At 57.8% G+C, this 15,457-nt stretch carries 13 protein-coding genes and 2 pseudogenes; 9 read left to right on the forward strand and 6 right to left on the reverse strand.

Annotated elements, in window-relative coordinates; all coding sequences use genetic code 11:
- Positions 1–224: 224 nt before the first annotated feature.
- From shn_RS30135 to shn_RS30150, 3 genes are all read left to right on the forward strand, one after another.
- Positions 225–677: an SgcJ/EcaC family oxidoreductase gene (locus shn_RS30135; RefSeq protein ID WP_064334239.1), complete on the forward strand. Its 453-nt coding sequence runs from the start codon at positions 225–227 to the stop codon at positions 675–677.
- A gap of 96 nt (positions 678–773) precedes the next feature.
- Positions 774–1,720 (forward strand): IS630 family transposase gene (locus shn_RS35330; protein ID WP_145926104.1). Its coding sequence is split into 2 segments (ribosomal slippage): positions 774–1,113 and positions 1,113–1,720, totalling 948 coding nucleotides; the frame shifts between segments, so codons are not numbered across the junction.
- Positions 1,721–1,867: 147 nt separating this feature from the next.
- The gene (locus shn_RS30150; RefSeq protein ID WP_084438671.1) at positions 1,868–2,416 is read left to right on the forward strand and encodes a YqhA family protein; all 549 of its coding nucleotides are present in this window, start codon (positions 1,868–1,870) and stop codon (positions 2,414–2,416) included.
- A 145-nt stretch (positions 2,417–2,561) separates the two neighbouring features.
- On the opposite strand, the pseudogene shn_RS35335 reads toward shn_RS30150, so the two are convergent.
- Both shn_RS35335 and shn_RS30155 read right to left on the reverse strand, forming a co-directional pair.
- Positions 2,562–2,911, reverse strand: a pseudogene (locus tag shn_RS35335) (transposase); the annotation flags it as partial.
- Positions 2,889–3,471 (reverse strand): annotated as a pseudogene (locus shn_RS30155) (Asp/Glu racemase); the annotation flags it as partial. The pseudogenes shn_RS35335 and shn_RS30155, both read right to left, overlap by 23 nt.
- 457 nt (positions 3,472–3,928) lie before the next feature.
- On the opposite strand from shn_RS30155, the gene shn_RS30160 reads away from it, so the two are divergent.
- From shn_RS30160 to shn_RS30170, 3 genes are all read left to right on the forward strand, one after another.
- A complete protein-coding gene (locus shn_RS30160; protein WP_064334242.1) occupies positions 3,929–5,290 on the forward strand; it encodes an NAD(P)/FAD-dependent oxidoreductase in 1,362 nt (453 codons plus the stop codon).
- A 219-nt stretch (positions 5,291–5,509) separates the two neighbouring features.
- Positions 5,510–5,758 (forward strand): hypothetical protein, encoded by a 249-nt coding sequence (locus shn_RS36640; RefSeq protein WP_064334243.1) that lies wholly within the window; start codon positions 5,510–5,512, stop codon positions 5,756–5,758.
- Positions 5,759–5,775: 17 nt separating this feature from the next.
- Positions 5,776–7,155 (forward strand): FAD-binding oxidoreductase, encoded by a 1,380-nt coding sequence (locus shn_RS30170; RefSeq protein ID WP_245337528.1) that lies wholly within the window; start codon positions 5,776–5,778, stop codon positions 7,153–7,155.
- Positions 7,156–7,235: 80 nt separating this feature from the next.
- On the opposite strand, the gene shn_RS30175 is transcribed toward shn_RS30170, so the two are convergent.
- Positions 7,236–8,900, reverse strand: a complete 1,665-nt coding sequence (locus shn_RS30175; protein WP_064334245.1) for an electron transfer flavoprotein-ubiquinone oxidoreductase — start codon at positions 8,898–8,900, stop codon at positions 7,236–7,238.
- A 111-nt stretch (positions 8,901–9,011) separates the two neighbouring features.
- On the opposite strand from shn_RS30175, the gene shn_RS36065 reads away from it, so the two are divergent.
- Complete coding sequence (locus shn_RS36065) at positions 9,012–9,362, forward strand: hypothetical protein (RefSeq protein WP_145926105.1); 351 nt, start codon at positions 9,012–9,014, stop codon at positions 9,360–9,362.
- A gap of 98 nt (positions 9,363–9,460) precedes the next feature.
- Here shn_RS36065 and shn_RS30180 read toward each other — a convergent pair whose 3' ends face one another.
- The 3 genes from shn_RS30180 to shn_RS30190 form a co-directional block, all read right to left on the reverse strand.
- The gene (locus shn_RS30180; protein ID WP_064334246.1) at positions 9,461–10,390 is read right to left on the reverse strand and encodes an electron transfer flavoprotein subunit alpha/FixB family protein; all 930 of its coding nucleotides are present in this window, start codon (positions 10,388–10,390) and stop codon (positions 9,461–9,463) included.
- A gap of 77 nt (positions 10,391–10,467) precedes the next feature.
- Complete coding sequence (locus shn_RS30185) at positions 10,468–11,217, reverse strand: electron transfer flavoprotein subunit beta/FixA family protein (protein ID WP_024899813.1); 750 nt, start codon at positions 11,215–11,217, stop codon at positions 10,468–10,470.
- Positions 11,218–11,523: 306 nt separating this feature from the next.
- Positions 11,524–12,873 (reverse strand): MFS transporter, encoded by a 1,350-nt coding sequence (locus shn_RS30190; protein WP_084438673.1) that lies wholly within the window; start codon positions 12,871–12,873, stop codon positions 11,524–11,526.
- 446 nt (positions 12,874–13,319) lie between these two features.
- Between shn_RS30190 and shn_RS30195 the strand changes: the two genes are divergently transcribed.
- The gene (locus shn_RS30195; protein ID WP_024899816.1) at positions 13,320–14,495 is read left to right on the forward strand and encodes an NAD(P)/FAD-dependent oxidoreductase; all 1,176 of its coding nucleotides are present in this window, start codon (positions 13,320–13,322) and stop codon (positions 14,493–14,495) included.
- A gap of 112 nt (positions 14,496–14,607) precedes the next feature.
- On the forward strand, positions 14,608–15,417 hold the full coding sequence (locus shn_RS37665) for an alpha/beta fold hydrolase (RefSeq protein ID WP_371328634.1): 810 nt from the start codon (positions 14,608–14,610) through the stop codon (positions 15,415–15,417).
- Positions 15,418–15,457 lie beyond the last annotated feature (40 nt).

The following is a 15,457-nucleotide window of genomic DNA, read 5'->3' on the forward strand; positions in this document are numbered from 1 at the left end:
GTGACTCAGTAAGACTAAGCAACCGGATATCGCTCCGCCGAGCCGACTTCCGCCGCCGAAGAGCTCCCAATTGCGCTCAACTTATCCATATCGCGCACTGTTCGCGCCCGGCGACCACAAATCATTCGGAACGATCTGGACTGCAGATCTGGACTGCATAGGCTGGGATAACTACGTCGCGCCTCCGCATTGCGGATAGAAAACAAACGTTGATGGAGACTGAGATGAAAAGGCACTTACTCGCCGCTTCCTTCGCGGCTCTGCTGGCGACGCCGGCCCTTGCCACCGAATGCACGCCGATCACTAAAACACAGGTCGAGCATCTGTTTGATCGATGGAACGCCTCTCTATCGACGCTTGATCCCGAAAAGGTCGTAGAAAATTATGCAGCTGATGCCCTTCTTCTGCCTACGCTTTCGAACAAACCACGCCTGACCCAGAAGGAACGCGCCGAATACTTCGCTGAATTCCTGCAAAAGCATCCCAAGGGGGAAATCGACAGCCGGACGATCAAACTCGGCTGCAACGATGCCATCGACACGGGCATCTACACCTTTACGTTGAAGGACGGCACCGAGGTCCCTGCGCGTTATACCTTCACCTACGAATTCAAGAACGGCAAATGGCTGATTTCGTCGCATCATTCTTCTGCCATGCCTGAAAGAGAGCCTAGCTGAGCTTTTAGAGCGGTTCCCTGACTGATTGAATCTGTAGGGGCTTTGCAAATCAGCCGTGTTCTGATTCAAACTATCTGCCGATGGAGGTCGGCGGATATGTCAAAAGCCCTTTCTGTCGATCTGCGTGTTCGCGTGCTTGCTGCGGTTTCCGCTGGTGCTACCCACCGTGAAGCTGCTGAACGGTTCGGCGTGAGTGCCGCAAGCGTCAGCCGCTGGCGAAATCTGCAACTTCGCCAGGGCGACGTGCGGCCCGGTCCTCTTGGTGGAGATCGAAATTCTCGCAAGACAGAGGCCCATGGCGAGGCGATCATGGCATGGCTTGCAGAGCACCGTGATGGAACCTTGTTCGAACTGCGCGATGCGCTTTCTGCCCAGGGCGTGACGATCAGCAAATCGGCTTTGCATCGGTTTCTTGTCCGGCACGGCCAGTCTCGCAAAAAAAGACTGGCCACGCGGTAGAGCAAAGCCGTCCCGACGTCCTGGAACAGCGCCAGCAGTGGTTCGATGATCAACTGGACCTTGATCCTGCCAAGCTCGTCTTCATCGACGAAACCTGGACCGCGACGAACATGGCGCGCACGCACGGACGCTGCAGGAAGGGAGAGCGCCTGCGAATGGGCTTCCCGCACGGCCACCGCAAGACCACGACGCTGGTGGCTGGCTTGCGCAGCACAGGAATGGTTGCGCCGCTCGTCATCGACGGGCCGATCAACGGAGAATGGTTTGAGGCCTATGTCACTCAGGTTCTCGTTCCGACCCTGAAGCCTGGCGATGTCGTCATCCTCGACAATCTCTCCAGCCATAAGCGACCGGCGGCGCGTGCAATGATCGAAGCCGCCGGTGCGCGCATGCTCTTCCTGCCGCCCTACAGTCCAGACTTCAATCCCATAGAGAAGGCATTCTCAAAGCTCAAAGCGCTCCTGCGCAAAGCGGCAGAGCGAACCGTTACCGGCCTTTGGGACAGGATCGGGAAACTGCTCGACCTTATCGAGCCTCAGGAGGCTCGGAACTTCTTCACGTCATGCGGATACGATCCAACATGAACGGGAAATGCTCTAGGGAGTGTCCGAATCACCGACACTCCCGCCTCCCTTTGCAATCAGAGAACGGGCGCCGAACCTTTAACCTCCTGAAGCAAATATAAAATCGACGATGAATCCTCTCCAGAAACCGAGTTGATATGTATAGTTATGAAGTCATTGCAAATGCTCATCGAGCGCGTCATCCTGTATAGACGCCGTATACTCGTTATTTTTTACTTTGGATTAGCTGCAGCGCTGGCGCTCTATAGCGTTTCATTCGGATTGAAATTCATCAAGCTAGCGGGTTCTGTTTTGGATGCCAGCGCAGAAGACATGATCCTGTCTATACTATGGCTGATTGATGGCGCATTGGTCGGCGGGCTGATCGTTATGGTGATGATTTCTGGCTACGAGAACTTCGTAAGTCGATTTGATGAAGCGGAGAAACACTACGACCGCGAGGTCTCGTTCATGGGTAAGCTTGATTCCGGGAGCTTGAAGATTAAGGTCGCTTCATCCATCGTTGCTATCTCGTCGATACATCTGCTTCAAATTTTTCTGAACGCGGGCCAATACGAGAGCTCCCAGCTCGTGGTATTGACCGGTATACATCTGGCGTTTGTGGTGTCCGCTTTGCTGATGGGGCTGCTTGAAAATATCATGAAAAACACGCATAGCTTGCATCGCATTGGCGCTGCAGCATCCCCTTTTGAGTAGAGAGCCAAGATTGCTGTGGGGCGACCTCGCCATCATCCGGGTGGCGGGCGGATCGAACTGAGCGCGTTCAACGCAGCGGGCGAAAGCCCGCAACGTGCCGGCGTGTTTGCTGAAAAGAGTAGCCGAGCGAGTGGCGCAGTTCGATGTAACCTTCGGCCTTCTCACGGAGGAATTCTGCGACTGAGAAGAGGCCCATGATGTCGCCGAGCGCCTGCGTAATCGTATCGAAGCTGCGAGCGGCTCGCTTTCGCAGAAGCGCTTTGAGTTTTGAGAATGCCATTTCGATGGGGTTCAGGTCCGGCGAATAAGGCGGCAGGAAGAGAAGCCACGCCCCTTTCGCCTTGACCAACTGTTCGGCACGCTCGCTTTTATGGAACCGACATTGTCGAGGATGACGACATCGCCTTTTGACAACGTCGGGGCAAGCTGGGTGTCGACCCATGTTTCGAAGATGCGGCAGTTCATCGGCGCATTGACGATCCATGGCGCGCTCAGCCGCCAGCGAGGGCATCTGAACGCAGGCGGACAGCACGATGGCATTGACATCGCTCGTGTCCATCGAACGGACAATGCCGGGCAGCTTCATCGGATCGTGTGCGGCCACCGCGAGGTTGTCGGAAATTTCGAGCGCGCGCCATACGCTGACCTCGATGCCTTCGTTGCGGATGTAGTCCACGACGAGCTCAGTGAGCGGCTTCATGTAAGGCGCGACGAGCGCGATTTTCTTCGCGCCCATCGCCTGGATGCCCTCGACCAGCGCACCGGCCGACGTCACCACTGGTGCGGGATTGCCGTTGTCGACCGTCGCCTTGTGCAGGCGCTCCCGTGACTGGCGATGGTAGCCATGCCCCATTGCCATGATTGCTACCAGACAGGCATAACCCATAACATCGACGCGCGCGTCCGAAAGTTCGAGGGGCAATGGTCGCTGTCCCTGTGGCCTTCAATTCCTCGGCGGTTACATGCTTCATCCGCATGCGGGAGGAGTGAAAAGTGAACCGCTCTGGCGACACGAGTTCGCGAGCCCGCAATAGTGCCGGTATTTTCGTTTCCATCGTGATGTTGGAGCTCGGAACGATCTGACCAATACGAAAGCGCTTCATTTGCTGGACCCTTGTTTCGAGTAGGTTTCACCACATTAATTATTCATACCGTGAAATATCAAGACAAGGTAAGCCCCAAAACGCCAAATGCTTTCATTATTCCATCCGGCCAGAGAGAGTTTTGGGTGGCCTCAAAGCGATTTGCGTCAACAGATTGATTTAAAAGTTATTTTCTCAAGTTTCCCAGCCTCATCGCCCGCCTTCCGCGCTAACCTTTTATTAGAAACGGCGACATCTGAATGGCGCGCAGAGATTGAACGGTGCTTGCCGTATACCCAGTCGTAATATAACTTTGAATAATAAATTCGGGCGCTTGAGGAGGCGATCTTACGGGCTTCACAAGATCGCGACTGCCGCATCGGCGAGCCCGTCACCGATCACGGCATGCCGTCATTGAGGGGGAATTTGCATGGAACAAGAAACCGATTTCGACGTCATCGTGCTTGGTGCCGGCTTCGCCGGCGTCACGGCGGCCCGCGAATTGAAGAACAACGGCCGCAAGGTCGCCGTGCTTGAGGCGCGAGATCGCATCGGCGGGCGCGCCTGGACGTCGGACCTCGACGGCCATAAGGTTGAGTTGGGCTGTACGTGGATCCACTGGTTCCAGCCCTATGTCTGGGCAGAATTCGTTCGCTCCGGCCTGAAGCTGCATGAAGATCCCTGGTTGCCGCCGCTCACCATCTGGGTAGACGGCAAGCCGCAGGACATCGAGTTCCGTGAGTTCCGGGCGATCCTTCAAAGTGCCTGGAAGAAATTCGCCGGCGATACGCCGGATGGTCCGCGCATGGACAGGCCCTACAGTCTCGAAGCGATCGCAGAGGCTGAGGAACTCGACACGCTGAGCGTTCAGGACGTACTCGACCGGATGGGCCTATCGCCGCTCGAGAAAGCAGCCTTCGCCGCTGAGGTGAGTGCCCAGACGAACGCGCCGCTGGACCAGTCCGGATACCTGTCCCAGCTGCGCTGGTGGTCCATTTCCGGCTGGGATATTGGGCTGATGATCGATTGCCTCGCCCGCTACAAGGTCGACAGTGGCGTTACATCCCTCATCACCTATATGGCGGAACGCGCCAATCTCGACATCCGCCTCAACTCCCCCGTCGCCGACGTGGTGCAGGACGAGCGCGGCGTCACAGCGACGACCCGTGACGGCCGTCGCTTCACGGCGAAGAAACTAGTCTGCGCCGTCCCGATGAACTGTCTGAAAAACATCCGGTTCACGCCGGCGCTTGCGCAGGACAAACTAGTCCTTTCGCACGAGGAACATGCCGCAAAGGGCATGAAAGTACTGTTCCGCACGGAAGGCGAAGCCACCGGCCATGCCGTCATCGCTCCGCCCGGCACACCACTTAGCCTCCTCAACCCCATCCGTGTAGAGGGCGAAACCCGCATCTACGTCGGCTTCGGCACGGATGGCGCGGCTTTCGACCCGAAGAACCTCGACGAAGTCAACGCGGTGCTTGCCAGCCTTCACCCCGAATTGAAGGCAGTTTCGACCACCGGGCACGACTGGGCAAACGACGAGTTCTCACTTGGCACCTGGCACATGGCGCGGCCGACACAGAACGTGCGGATCGCAAAGGCCTTCAAGACGCCGGACGGCCATGTCCATTTCGCCGGCGACTATCTCGGGCGAAATTGGGTAGGCTTTATGGACGGCGCAATCGAGTCCGGCCTGCTAACTGCGGACAAGGTGGAAACTGAAATGCGCTCTGCCTCAAACCCAACGTCCTCACGTCGCTTTAAGGCGCCGCCCGGTCTCACTGGCTAACGCCGCATCGAGTGAAGCCACTCTGCCTTGATCATATCTTAATTTTCGACCAGGAACTGGCATGCCAAAGAAACCGCTATTTTTCCACATGCTTCCTGAGATGGAGAAGCACTATTGTATGTCAATGGCCGTTCGTGCCGGCGATTATCTTTTCATCGGTGGCCTGACGTCCACAGATGACGAGGCAACGAAATCCATGCCGACGACCCGGCCGCGCAGATGAAGCGGATCTACGAGATCCTCGGCAGCACCCTGCCAAAGTCCGGCGGCGCGCCGCGCGATGTGGTCAGCGAAACCATCTACTACAATGTCAGTGTGGACGAGTTCAACGAGACGCTGTTCCCGCATCGCCAGGCCTTCTACGGCGAGGAGGGGCCCTCGGTCGCGGGCATGGAAGTAGTCGGCTTTACCAGCCCGGCGATCCGCGTCGAGACGACGGCCGTCGCCTATCTCCCCCAGTCAAACTGACACGAGGCACTGTGATCATGCAGGCTCACGGATCAGCGCCCCATTCGGGAAAATCCTTCTGGCTGCATGACTACGGCATGTATGCCCCGAACCATGCCGTGGATGGGCGGATCGATTGCGATGTCGCCATCATTGGCGGTGGAATCGCCGGTATGTCCACTGCCTGGCATGCGGCGAAGGACGGTACCGGCCGCATCGTGCTGATCGAAGGCGAGATCGTTGGTTTCGGGGCCAGCGGCCGCGCCGCTGGCTGGATCATGCCGCAGTTCGGTATGGATCAGTTCACTATCCGCCGAAAATACGGCCTCGAGCGCTCGAAGGCGGCGTTCGATTACTGTCTGCGCGCGATGGTCTATACACGCGAGATCATCGAGAGCAACGGGCTCCAGTGTGACTACCGGCATCCGGGTCTGATGCGGGTGGCCTTCGACGAACGCTGGGTAGACGACGCCCGCGCCCTGCAGGCGATGTATTCCGAGTTCGGCATGCAGGGGCTGCAGTGGATGGACGGGCCTAGCTTGCAGGCGGAATTTGCCGGCAATCCGAATTTCAAGGCGGCATTGTTCGATCCCAATCTTGGCCTGCTTAACCCCTGCAAGCAGGTGCGCGAACTGAAACGCCTCGCGGAAGCCGCCGGCGCGCGTGTCTACGAAAACAGCCCCGCCATTCACATCGAGCGCCTGGCATCGGGCGTCCGGATCGTCACTCCGCGCGGGGAGATTCTTGCAAGCACGGTGGTGATCGCGACCAACGCTTTCACCCACATGCTTGAAGGCCCTGTCGGACGCGAGTTACGCCGGTTTCAATCCCCGGTCTTCGCACGAGGCGCGGTGACGGAGCGCCTGACGCCCGCACAATGGCAGGCGATCGGTTGGCAGCGCGGCAATGCGATCGAAAGTACGCTCGACCTGTTCCACTACATGGCGCCCACCGCCGACGGTCGTATCCAGTTCTACTGGATCTATTACGGCGGGCACTCGATGTTCGGCGAAATGGAGCCGACGGCCAGCGCGGAGGGCGGAGAAGTTTCACTGCAGCATCTCAAGCGGATTTTCCCGCAGTTGAGCGATATTCGCATCGCCCAGACTTGGGGCGGGCACATGTCCGGGACGATGGACCTGGTGCCGCACCTGACGACGCTCGGCGACCGGCGCGTGATCTATGTTGGCGGGTGCTGGGGCCATGGGCTGGCGATCAACCATCTGCACGGCCAGACCGTCTCGCACATGCTCAACGACGTCAGCAGCGACCTCACCGATTTCTGGATCGTCAACCGGACGCCGCGGAAATGGCCGCCGACCCCTTTTGACTATCTGGGCAAGGGGCTGGCTTGGAGCGCGCTGCGGAGAAAGGCTCGCCGGCAACTGGTGGGCTCCATTTTCGAGGCACCAGAATGAGGTGCACTGCCTAAAGGCAACATACGAAACGGTTGCCGGAGAAGACATCATCTATTTTATAAGCCGATGCTGTGCAAAATTCACATGTTCGGATAGACCGGGCCTTCGCCGCCCTGCGGCGGCACCCAGTTGATGTTCTGGTTCGGGTCCTTGATGTCGCAGGTCTTGCAGTGCACGCAGTTCTGCGCGTTGATGACGACGACCGGCTTGCCGTTCTTCTCCACCCACTCGTAGACGCCAGCCGGACAGTAGCGCGTCGACGGGCCGGCATAGATGTCGTGCTCGGAGCGCTTCTGCAGGCTCATGTCCTTGACCTGCAGATGCACCGGCTGATCCTCCTCGTGGTTGGTGTTCGACAGGAACACCGAGGACAGACGATCGAAGGTCAACACGCCATCGGGTTTCGGGTAATCGATCTTCGTGTGCTTTGCTGCCGGCTCGAGGCTCTGCGCATCGCTCTTGCCGTGCTTCAGCGTGCCGAACAGCGACAGACCGAACAACTGGTTGGTCCACATGTCGAGACCGCCGAGTGCCACGCCGATCGCCGTGCCGAATTTCGACCACAGCGGCTTGACGTTCCTGACCCGCTTCAGGTCCTTGCCGATATCGGTCTGGCGCCATTCGTTCTCGATCTCGACCGGCTCGTCATTGGCCCTGCCCGACGCGATCGCTTCTGCCAGTTTGTCAGCCGCCAGCATGCCAGACAGCACCGCATTGTGGCTGCCCTTGATGCGCGGCACGTTGACGAGACCGGCCGAACAGCCGATCAGCGCACCGCCTGGGAACGACAGCTTCGGCACCGACTGGTAGCCACCCTCGGTGATGGCGCGAGCGCCATAGGACAGCCGCTTGCCGCCTTCAAAGGTGCCGCGGATGGCCGGATGGGTCTTGAACCGCTGGAACTCCTCGAACGGGAAGAGGTATGGGTTCTTATAGTTCAGGTGCACGACGAAGCCGACCGCGACGAGGTTGTCTTCCAGATGGTACAGGAACGAACCACCACCGGTCTTCATGCCGAGCGGCCAGCCGAACGAGTGCTGCACCAGGCCCGGACGGTGGTTCTCGGGCTTAACCTGCCAGAGCTCTTTCAGGCCGATGCCGAACTTCTGGACGTCGCGGTCTTTCGACAGATCGAACTTCGAAATCAGCTGCTTGGCGAGCGAGCCGCGCACGCCCTCGCCGATCAGCGTGTATTTGCCGAGCAGCGCCATGCCGCGGGCGAAGTTCGGTCCCGGCTCGCCGTTCCTCTCGATACCCATGTCGCCGGTGGCAACGCCGATGACGGCACCCTCGTCGTTGTAGAGCACTTCGGTTGCGGCAAAGCCCGGATAGATTTCGACGCCGAGTTCTTCCGCCTTTGTCGCCAGCCAGCGACAGACGTTGCCGAGAGAGACGATGTAATTGCCGTGATTGTTCATCAGCGGCGGCATCAAAAAGTTCGGCAGGCGGATCGAGCCGGCCGGGCCCAAGAACAGGAAGTGGTCGTCCTTCACTTCGGTCTTGAACGGACGGTCGGCGTCCTTGCGCCAGTCCGGCAGCAGCCGGTCGATGCCGATGGGATCGACGACGGCGCCCGACAGGATATGCGCGCCGACTTCGGCGCCCTTTTCGAGCACGACGACCGAGAGCTCCGGATTGACCTGCTTCAGCCGGATCGCCGCTGAAAGCCCCGCAGGTCCCGCACCAACGATCACAACGTCGAATTCCATGCTTTCGCGTGCGGGGAGTTCCATTTCTTCGCTCATGTCAGTCTCTCAGAACTTTGGCGGCCTGCGTCGAGTTTGCGATAGGGATGATCGCCGTACTCGCCATCAGCGGAGGGTGGTCATGGGGCCGATGCCGCGGGGACGGGCGTGATGACACTCCAGACCTTCGCGCACTCGCCGGAAGGCGACGTCGCCGACGAGGCAGAACGTGCCCCTGTCTGGGGTGTCAGAGCGGGATTGAACACCACGTCTATTGCCGTGGCACCAAGCTCTATCCAATCGGCGCCGGCCGGCCGAAGCTGGCAAATCCGCCCGACGTTCCCGTCGCAGGGATGCATGTCCGAAGAAGACATCAGGGGCGATTTCGCACCCATGACACTTGCGATCGGTGCGATCATCGAACTGCGACCTGTCCGAGATGTAACCTCGCGATTTGGCGAGGTAGCCGGTGATCGCGGCCACGATGCGGTGGATCGACTGCACGATGCTGTCAGGACGTAGATTTTTCATCCAAAGATCTTCTGGAGCAAAAGAAATCAAAAGGATGACGCAGCCTGAAAGCCACGCCATCCGTCGCTTGGGAGGCGATGTTAAATCAGTCAAAGCGCCTTCTGCAGTTCGGGCAGGACATCGAACAGATCGCCAACGAGACCGTAATCGGCGACCTGGAAGATCGGCGCTTCCTCGTCCTTGTTGATCGCGACGATCACCTTCGAATCCTTCATGCCGGCCAGATGCTGGATGGCGCCAGAAATGCCGCAGGCGATGTAGAGGTCGGGGGCAACAACCTTGCCGGTCTGGCCGATCTGCCAGTCGTTCGGCGCATAGCCCGCATCGACAGCAGCGCGGCTTGCACCGACGGCAGCACCCAGCTTGTCGGCGATCGGAAGGATCACCTCTTGGAACTTCTCCGACGAGCCGAGTGCACGGCCGCCCGAGATGATGATCTTGGCAGACGTCAGTTCCGGACGATCCGACGAGGACAGCGCATCCTTGACATGAGTCGAGAGACCCGGGTTCGCGGCGACCGAGATGGTCTCGACCGAAGCGCTGCCGCCCTCACCGGCTGCGGCGAAAGAGGCGGTGCGAACCGTGATTACCTTCTTCGCATCGGACGACTTTACCGTCTGGATGGCATTACCGGCATAGATCGGACGCTTAAACGTGTCAGCAGAGACGACCTCAATGATTTCCGAGATCTGCGCGACGTCGAGCAGGGCGGCAACGCGCGGCAGCACGTTCTTGCCGACGGAGGTCGCAGCCGAGACGATGGCGTCATAGGAGCCGGCAAGCGACACGATGAGCGCTGCCAGCGGTTCGGCGAGGTTGTTGCCGAGGCTTGCATCGTCGGCGAGCAGGACCTTCGTCACGCCCGAGAGCTTTGCAGCCGCATCGGCCGCAGCCTTGGCACCAGAGCCGGCGACGAGCACATGCACGTCGGAACCGATCTTCGATGCTGCCGTCAGCGCCTTGGCGGTCTGGTCGGAAAGGGTTGCGGTGTCGTGATCTGCCAGAAGAAGAATGGCCATGGTTGTGTTCTCCCTTGATTCCTTCGGTTCATGCCCTTGTCCGAAAACCGGTTCCCACTTTTCGGGGCATGAACGCCTTAGAGCACGCCGGCTTCGGTCTTGAGCTTTTCGACCAGCTCGGCGACCGACTTAACCTTGACGCCTGCCTTGCGGCCCGACGGCTCCTCGGTCTTCAGCACCTTCAAGCGCGGGGCGGTATCGACGCCGAAATCGGCCGGCGACTTCTTGTCGAGCGGCTTCTTCTTCGCCTTCATGATGTTCGGCAGCGAAGCATAACGCGGCTCGTTGAGGCGCAGGTCCGTCGTGACGACGGCCGGAAGCTTGACCGCAATGGTCTGCAGACCACCGTCGACTTCGCGCGTCACCTCGGCCGAACCGTTGCCGATCTCAACCTTCGAGGCAAACGTCGCCTGTGGCCAGCCGAGCAGCGCCGACAGCATCTGACCGGTCTGGTTCGAATCGTCGTCGATCGCCTGCTTTCCGACGATGATCAGGCCAGGCTGTTCGGCTTCCGCGACCCCCTTGAGGATCTTGGCGACGGCGAGCGGCTCGACGGCATCATCAGTCTCGACCAGGACGGCGCGATCCGCGCCCATGGCGAGCGCCGTGCGCAAGGTTTCTTCCGCCTTGGCCGGACCGACGGAGACGACCACAACTTCCTCGGCCTTGCCGGCTTCCTTCAGGCGCAGCGCTTCCTCGACCGAAATCTCGTCAAACGGGTTCATCGACATCTTCACGCCGTTCAGGTCGACGCCCGAACCATCCGACTTCACGCGGATCTTTACATTGTAATCAACAACGCGCTTCACTGGGACAATGATCTTAATGCCGGAGTTTATTTGCATGTTTCGAAGCCTTTCTTACTTTCCTAGGTTCAAAATTCTGAAGAGCCTCATTGACTAGATTCCCTTATCTTGCGTTTGCCATTCAACCCCATTGCTTTCCGCTAAAGCCGCCGAAACGTCCGACAACATCTTTGAGTCCTGTTTGCTCGCCAGCAGCAACCCTTCGCCAACACTTCGGCTTTCGGCTAAGTGCAGCAATACCGCGAAACTCGCCGTTATCCGGTATGTAAATGGAGCACGATGGGTGAATGACAGCTCCACCGCCATTCACCTTCAAAAATCAACGCATTAATTGACGTCGCGCAGGTCAATGCCCCTAGTTTCTTTCCAAGTTGCCACCACGCCCGCCGCTATTAGAACAACGATAACGACATACAGGTTAAAGACCCAAGAGAGTTGTTGGCTAGAAAACCAACTGCTCAAGTATGGTGCTGTGCCGCCAAACAGAGCAAGTGAAAGAGGGAGAGAAATACCCATAATGCGCGACCGGTACCGTGTTGGAACACGTTCAGCGATGATTGCGGGTAGCGTACCACCAATACAACCAGTAACCGAGAGCATGACGCCCTGTGCGACAAATAGCGTCCAAGGCTCACTGGATATGAAGCTAATTAGCGGAAATGTTAGCACTGCTACTGACAGAAAATAGAATATGGTGACGGGCTTCCTGCCGATTCGATCGGAAACGTATCCCCATACAGGAACGGCGATGATATAGGGAATTTGTGCAAACAAACTCGCTGTGAAGGCGCCGCTTGGATCCATGCCACGCTGCGTTATCGCGAACACCGCAGCGTACGCGGTCCAGAGATAATATGGCAGGCCGACGCCGGCTTGGTAGAAGAAAATCCCGACAGCACGTGATATAATTTTGCTTCTCGGCCAATCGGAGGTCTCGACCGGATTAGGGGAACCCTCCCCTTTTGAACCTACGAAATCCGTCAGTACGTCGCTTTCCATCATGCTCTTTCGCAGAAACAACACGAGCACGGAAAGCAGAGCACCGAGGAGAAACGGAATACGCCAGCCCCACGAGTCCATGTCTACGGCATCAATTACCCGGGTCAAGACCACACCAAGCAGCGTAGCGACTATGCTGCCGATGCCGACACTAAAGAACATGCTGCTCGTCCACAGGCCCCGCCGCTCCTTTGGAGCGATTTCCGCAAGATATGCGTAGGAAGCGGTCGCCTCACCCCCATGAGCAAAACCTTGCAACAACCTAGCAGCCAATACGATGAGAGACGCGAATCCGCCGATAGCGGCATACGTTGGGGACACGGCAATCAAAAGACTACCGAAACCCATTAGTACCATGCTTGTCAACAGCACGGATCTGCGCCCCAGGCGATCCGCTAGGGCTCCGAAGACAATACCTCCAAGCGGACGAGAGATGAAGCCGACCGCAAAAATCGCCAAGGTGCTCAACAAAGCTGAGACAGGATCTTGGGTGTCAAACATTGCCTTAGCTATGTAAGGCGCGAAAACCGCATAGATCGTCCAGTCGTACCACTCGAGTGTATTGCCCAGGCCAGTCGCGACTAATGACTTCCGTCGGAGTACATTACCCAGCCCAGGCGAACGACCGACGGTTTGCACTTGTATGCCTGCATCAGATGACCCAACGTCCACGCTCATGAATTCCTCCCCGCGTTCCGTCAAAACCCATTAAGTGCAGCCCCCTTCGAACAGATCAGAGGGTGTTGCGACTCTTGACGCCGACTTGGTCGGCGAAAGACACGATAGCGCCGGCCTCAATAAATTACAATATTGAATAATTAATTTGCCTCGGAAAGGCAGCTTCGCGTGTCGACTCGGCTCCCCAAATCTACCGTTATGTACTGGTCGCAGGTTTACGTGGATGCTCAATGGCAGACCGTTGAGCGCAACCCAGTCGTCTTGACATCAGCGCGGTTTCTAATTATTCAATTTGTGAATTCACTGCGGGCGAGTATCGTTCGATCGGAGGGCAGCGGCAACTGGCGTGCCATGTTTGGCCGGCGCGGCAGCGTCGACGTAAATGTGGTGACCTTCAATGCCCGTTGGGTCAGCGACCACCATTTTCAAAGGGAGCGAGAGTTAATATGAGCGCACATGTCGTTGTCGTCGGTGGCGGCCCAACCGGGCTTCTTACCACGTTAGGCTTAGCACGTTCCGGTATGCGTGTGACTGTCTTGGAAGCAGAGGCGAGGCCCAACGATAGTCCTCGTGCGCTTGTTTACCATTCATCTGTTCTGCCACATCTCCGAGATCTAGGTGTGCTCGATGATTGCGTGAAGGCTGGCTTCCTTCGGCAGGACCACGCCTGGCGCATCCACGAAACCGGCGAGATGATTCGTTGGGATATCGGGTGTCTTGAAGGCGAGATCGAATTCCCCTACGCCCTTCATCTGGGTCAAGATAAGCTTTCACTTATCATTCTCTCGCATCTGCAGAGGTTGCCGAACGTAGAGATCCACTATTCGACCACTCTGGCTGCATGCGAACAGAACAGTAGTGGTATTCGGGCGACGATTGTAAAGGATGGAGTTAACGAGACCATTGACGCCGACTGGTTGATCGGGGCCGACGGCGCCACCAGTTTTGTTCGGCGAGAGGTTTTGAAGCTTAACTTCTTCGGTATCACGTGGCCAGAACGTTATGTCGCAACTAATACACGCGTAGATCTGGATCGGCGTGGCTATTCGAAGACGACGATGCAGATCGATCATGTCTACGGTTCGGTCATCTGTAAAATCGACACGAGCGACTTCTGGCGCGTGACATTTATGGAAGACCCAGCGCTTCCAGTCGAGGAACTCCCTCAGAGAATTGCAAAGGTGTTGCCGAGTTTGCTTACCGGCGGCGTTCCGTTCGAGGTGGAGGCATTTTCGCCCTACCGAATGCATCAACGCTGCGCTGATCGAATGCGGGTAGGGCGCATTATGCTAGTCGGTGATGCAGCGCACATCACCAATCCCACAGGGGGGCTAGGGCTGACAGGGGGTATGTTTGACACATTCGCGCTCGTCGAGGCCCTGACCCAAGTTGTTCACGATAACCGTAGCGAAGACATATTGGAAACCTACGATAGAGACCGTCGTTTCAAGTTTCTTGAAATTGTCTCGCCGCGCGCATCTTCAAACCTACGTAACATGTATCATATGCTACCTGGCCAGCAGAAAGAGCAGTGGATCGAGGAGGCGCGTGCGATCGCTGCGGACAGAGACAAGATGCGCGTCGTGATGAAGTTCCACGAACAGATGCGGACAGTATATTGAGCAATCTAACACCATTGGCCCTCGCAGACTTCGGGGGAGATTTCTCACAACGTCCCGCAACCTGCACGCGGGCGAGACTTATCCCGGTCCAACTGCCTATGTCGAATGGTTCGTGCCCGTCGAACCAAAAAGCGTATCGATTACATTCGTACATGGCGGTGGTGGACAAAGTTCGGAGTTTCTGCGCACTCCGGATGGGCGGCCCGGCTGGGCGCACGCCTTTCTGCGCGCGGGATATCCCGTATACTTGCTTGACCGGCCAGGACATGGGCGAAGCCGCTGGGATAGGCGCGTACTTGGCAGTGCGACGGAACCACCTAGTTATGAGCAACTCGGTCCACGTTTTTTTGAAGCAGCGAAAAGCCAACTTTGGCCGGGGGCTGAAAAACACACGCAATGGCCCGGCGGTGAGACCCCTGTTGATCGCTTCATGGCGAGTCAAGGGCCAATGGCAACAAGTCTCGCCGCAAGCCAAGAACACGTGGAAGCTATCGCGCAGGGCCTATTCAGCATGGTTGGGGACACAGTTTTGCTCAGCCACTCCGCTGGTGCGCCGTGCGGATGGGCATTGGCGGCAATTGGTGGCCCATCAGTGAAGGCTATCGTTGCGGTGGAGCCACTAGGCTGTCCTGGCTTCAAACACCCCCTAGGCCAATTTTCGCACGGCCTCAACGCGGCACCCCTTTCCGGGGAGCATGATCCATTCATGCGGCCGATCGCGGTTGTAACAGGTGAAGCAAGTTGGATGCGTGAAGCAAATGCACAAGCAGCAGACTACATCCGGGGCCGGGGAAACCATGTCGACCACATTCGTCTTGAAGAGAAAGGCATCTTCGGGAATGGTCACATGTTAATGTCTGAGTATAACTCCGACGATATAGCTCGGGAGATCATAGATTGGCTCGCCGGTCATGTGAGCTGAGCCCCGACTTGTCTTCTTTGCGCAGTTAATACTGCGCCCC

Origin of the sequence: Shinella sp. HZN7 (assembly GCF_001652565.1) — a bacterium.
Classification (GTDB): domain Bacteria; phylum Pseudomonadota; class Alphaproteobacteria; order Rhizobiales; family Rhizobiaceae; genus Shinella; species Shinella granuli.

Bases quoted from the DNA above. Each gene is read 5' to 3' on its own strand.
- shn_RS30135 (WP_064334239.1), top strand. From the start codon at position 225: ATGAAAAGGCACTTACTCGCCGCTTCCTTCGCGGCTCTGCTGGCGACG.
- shn_RS30150 (WP_084438671.1), top strand. From the start codon at position 1,868: ATGAAGTCATTGCAAATGCTCATCGAGCGCGTCATCCTGTATAGACGC.
- shn_RS30160 (WP_064334242.1), top strand. From the start codon at position 3,929: ATGGAACAAGAAACCGATTTCGACGTCATCGTGCTTGGTGCCGGCTTC.
- shn_RS36640 (WP_064334243.1), top strand. From the start codon at position 5,510: ATGAAGCGGATCTACGAGATCCTCGGCAGCACCCTGCCAAAGTCCGGC.
- shn_RS30170 (WP_245337528.1), top strand. From the start codon at position 5,776: ATGCAGGCTCACGGATCAGCGCCCCATTCGGGAAAATCCTTCTGGCTG.
- shn_RS30175 (WP_064334245.1), bottom strand. From the start codon at position 8,900: ATGAGCGAAGAAATGGAACTCCCCGCACGCGAAAGCATGGAATTCGAC.
- shn_RS36065 (WP_145926105.1), top strand. From the start codon at position 9,012: ATGACACTCCAGACCTTCGCGCACTCGCCGGAAGGCGACGTCGCCGAC.
- shn_RS30180 (WP_064334246.1), bottom strand. From the start codon at position 10,390: ATGGCCATTCTTCTTCTGGCAGATCACGACACCGCAACCCTTTCCGAC.
- shn_RS30190 (WP_084438673.1), bottom strand. From the start codon at position 12,873: ATGAGCGTGGACGTTGGGTCATCTGATGCAGGCATACAAGTGCAAACC.
- shn_RS30195 (WP_024899816.1), top strand. From the start codon at position 13,320: ATGAGCGCACATGTCGTTGTCGTCGGTGGCGGCCCAACCGGGCTTCTT.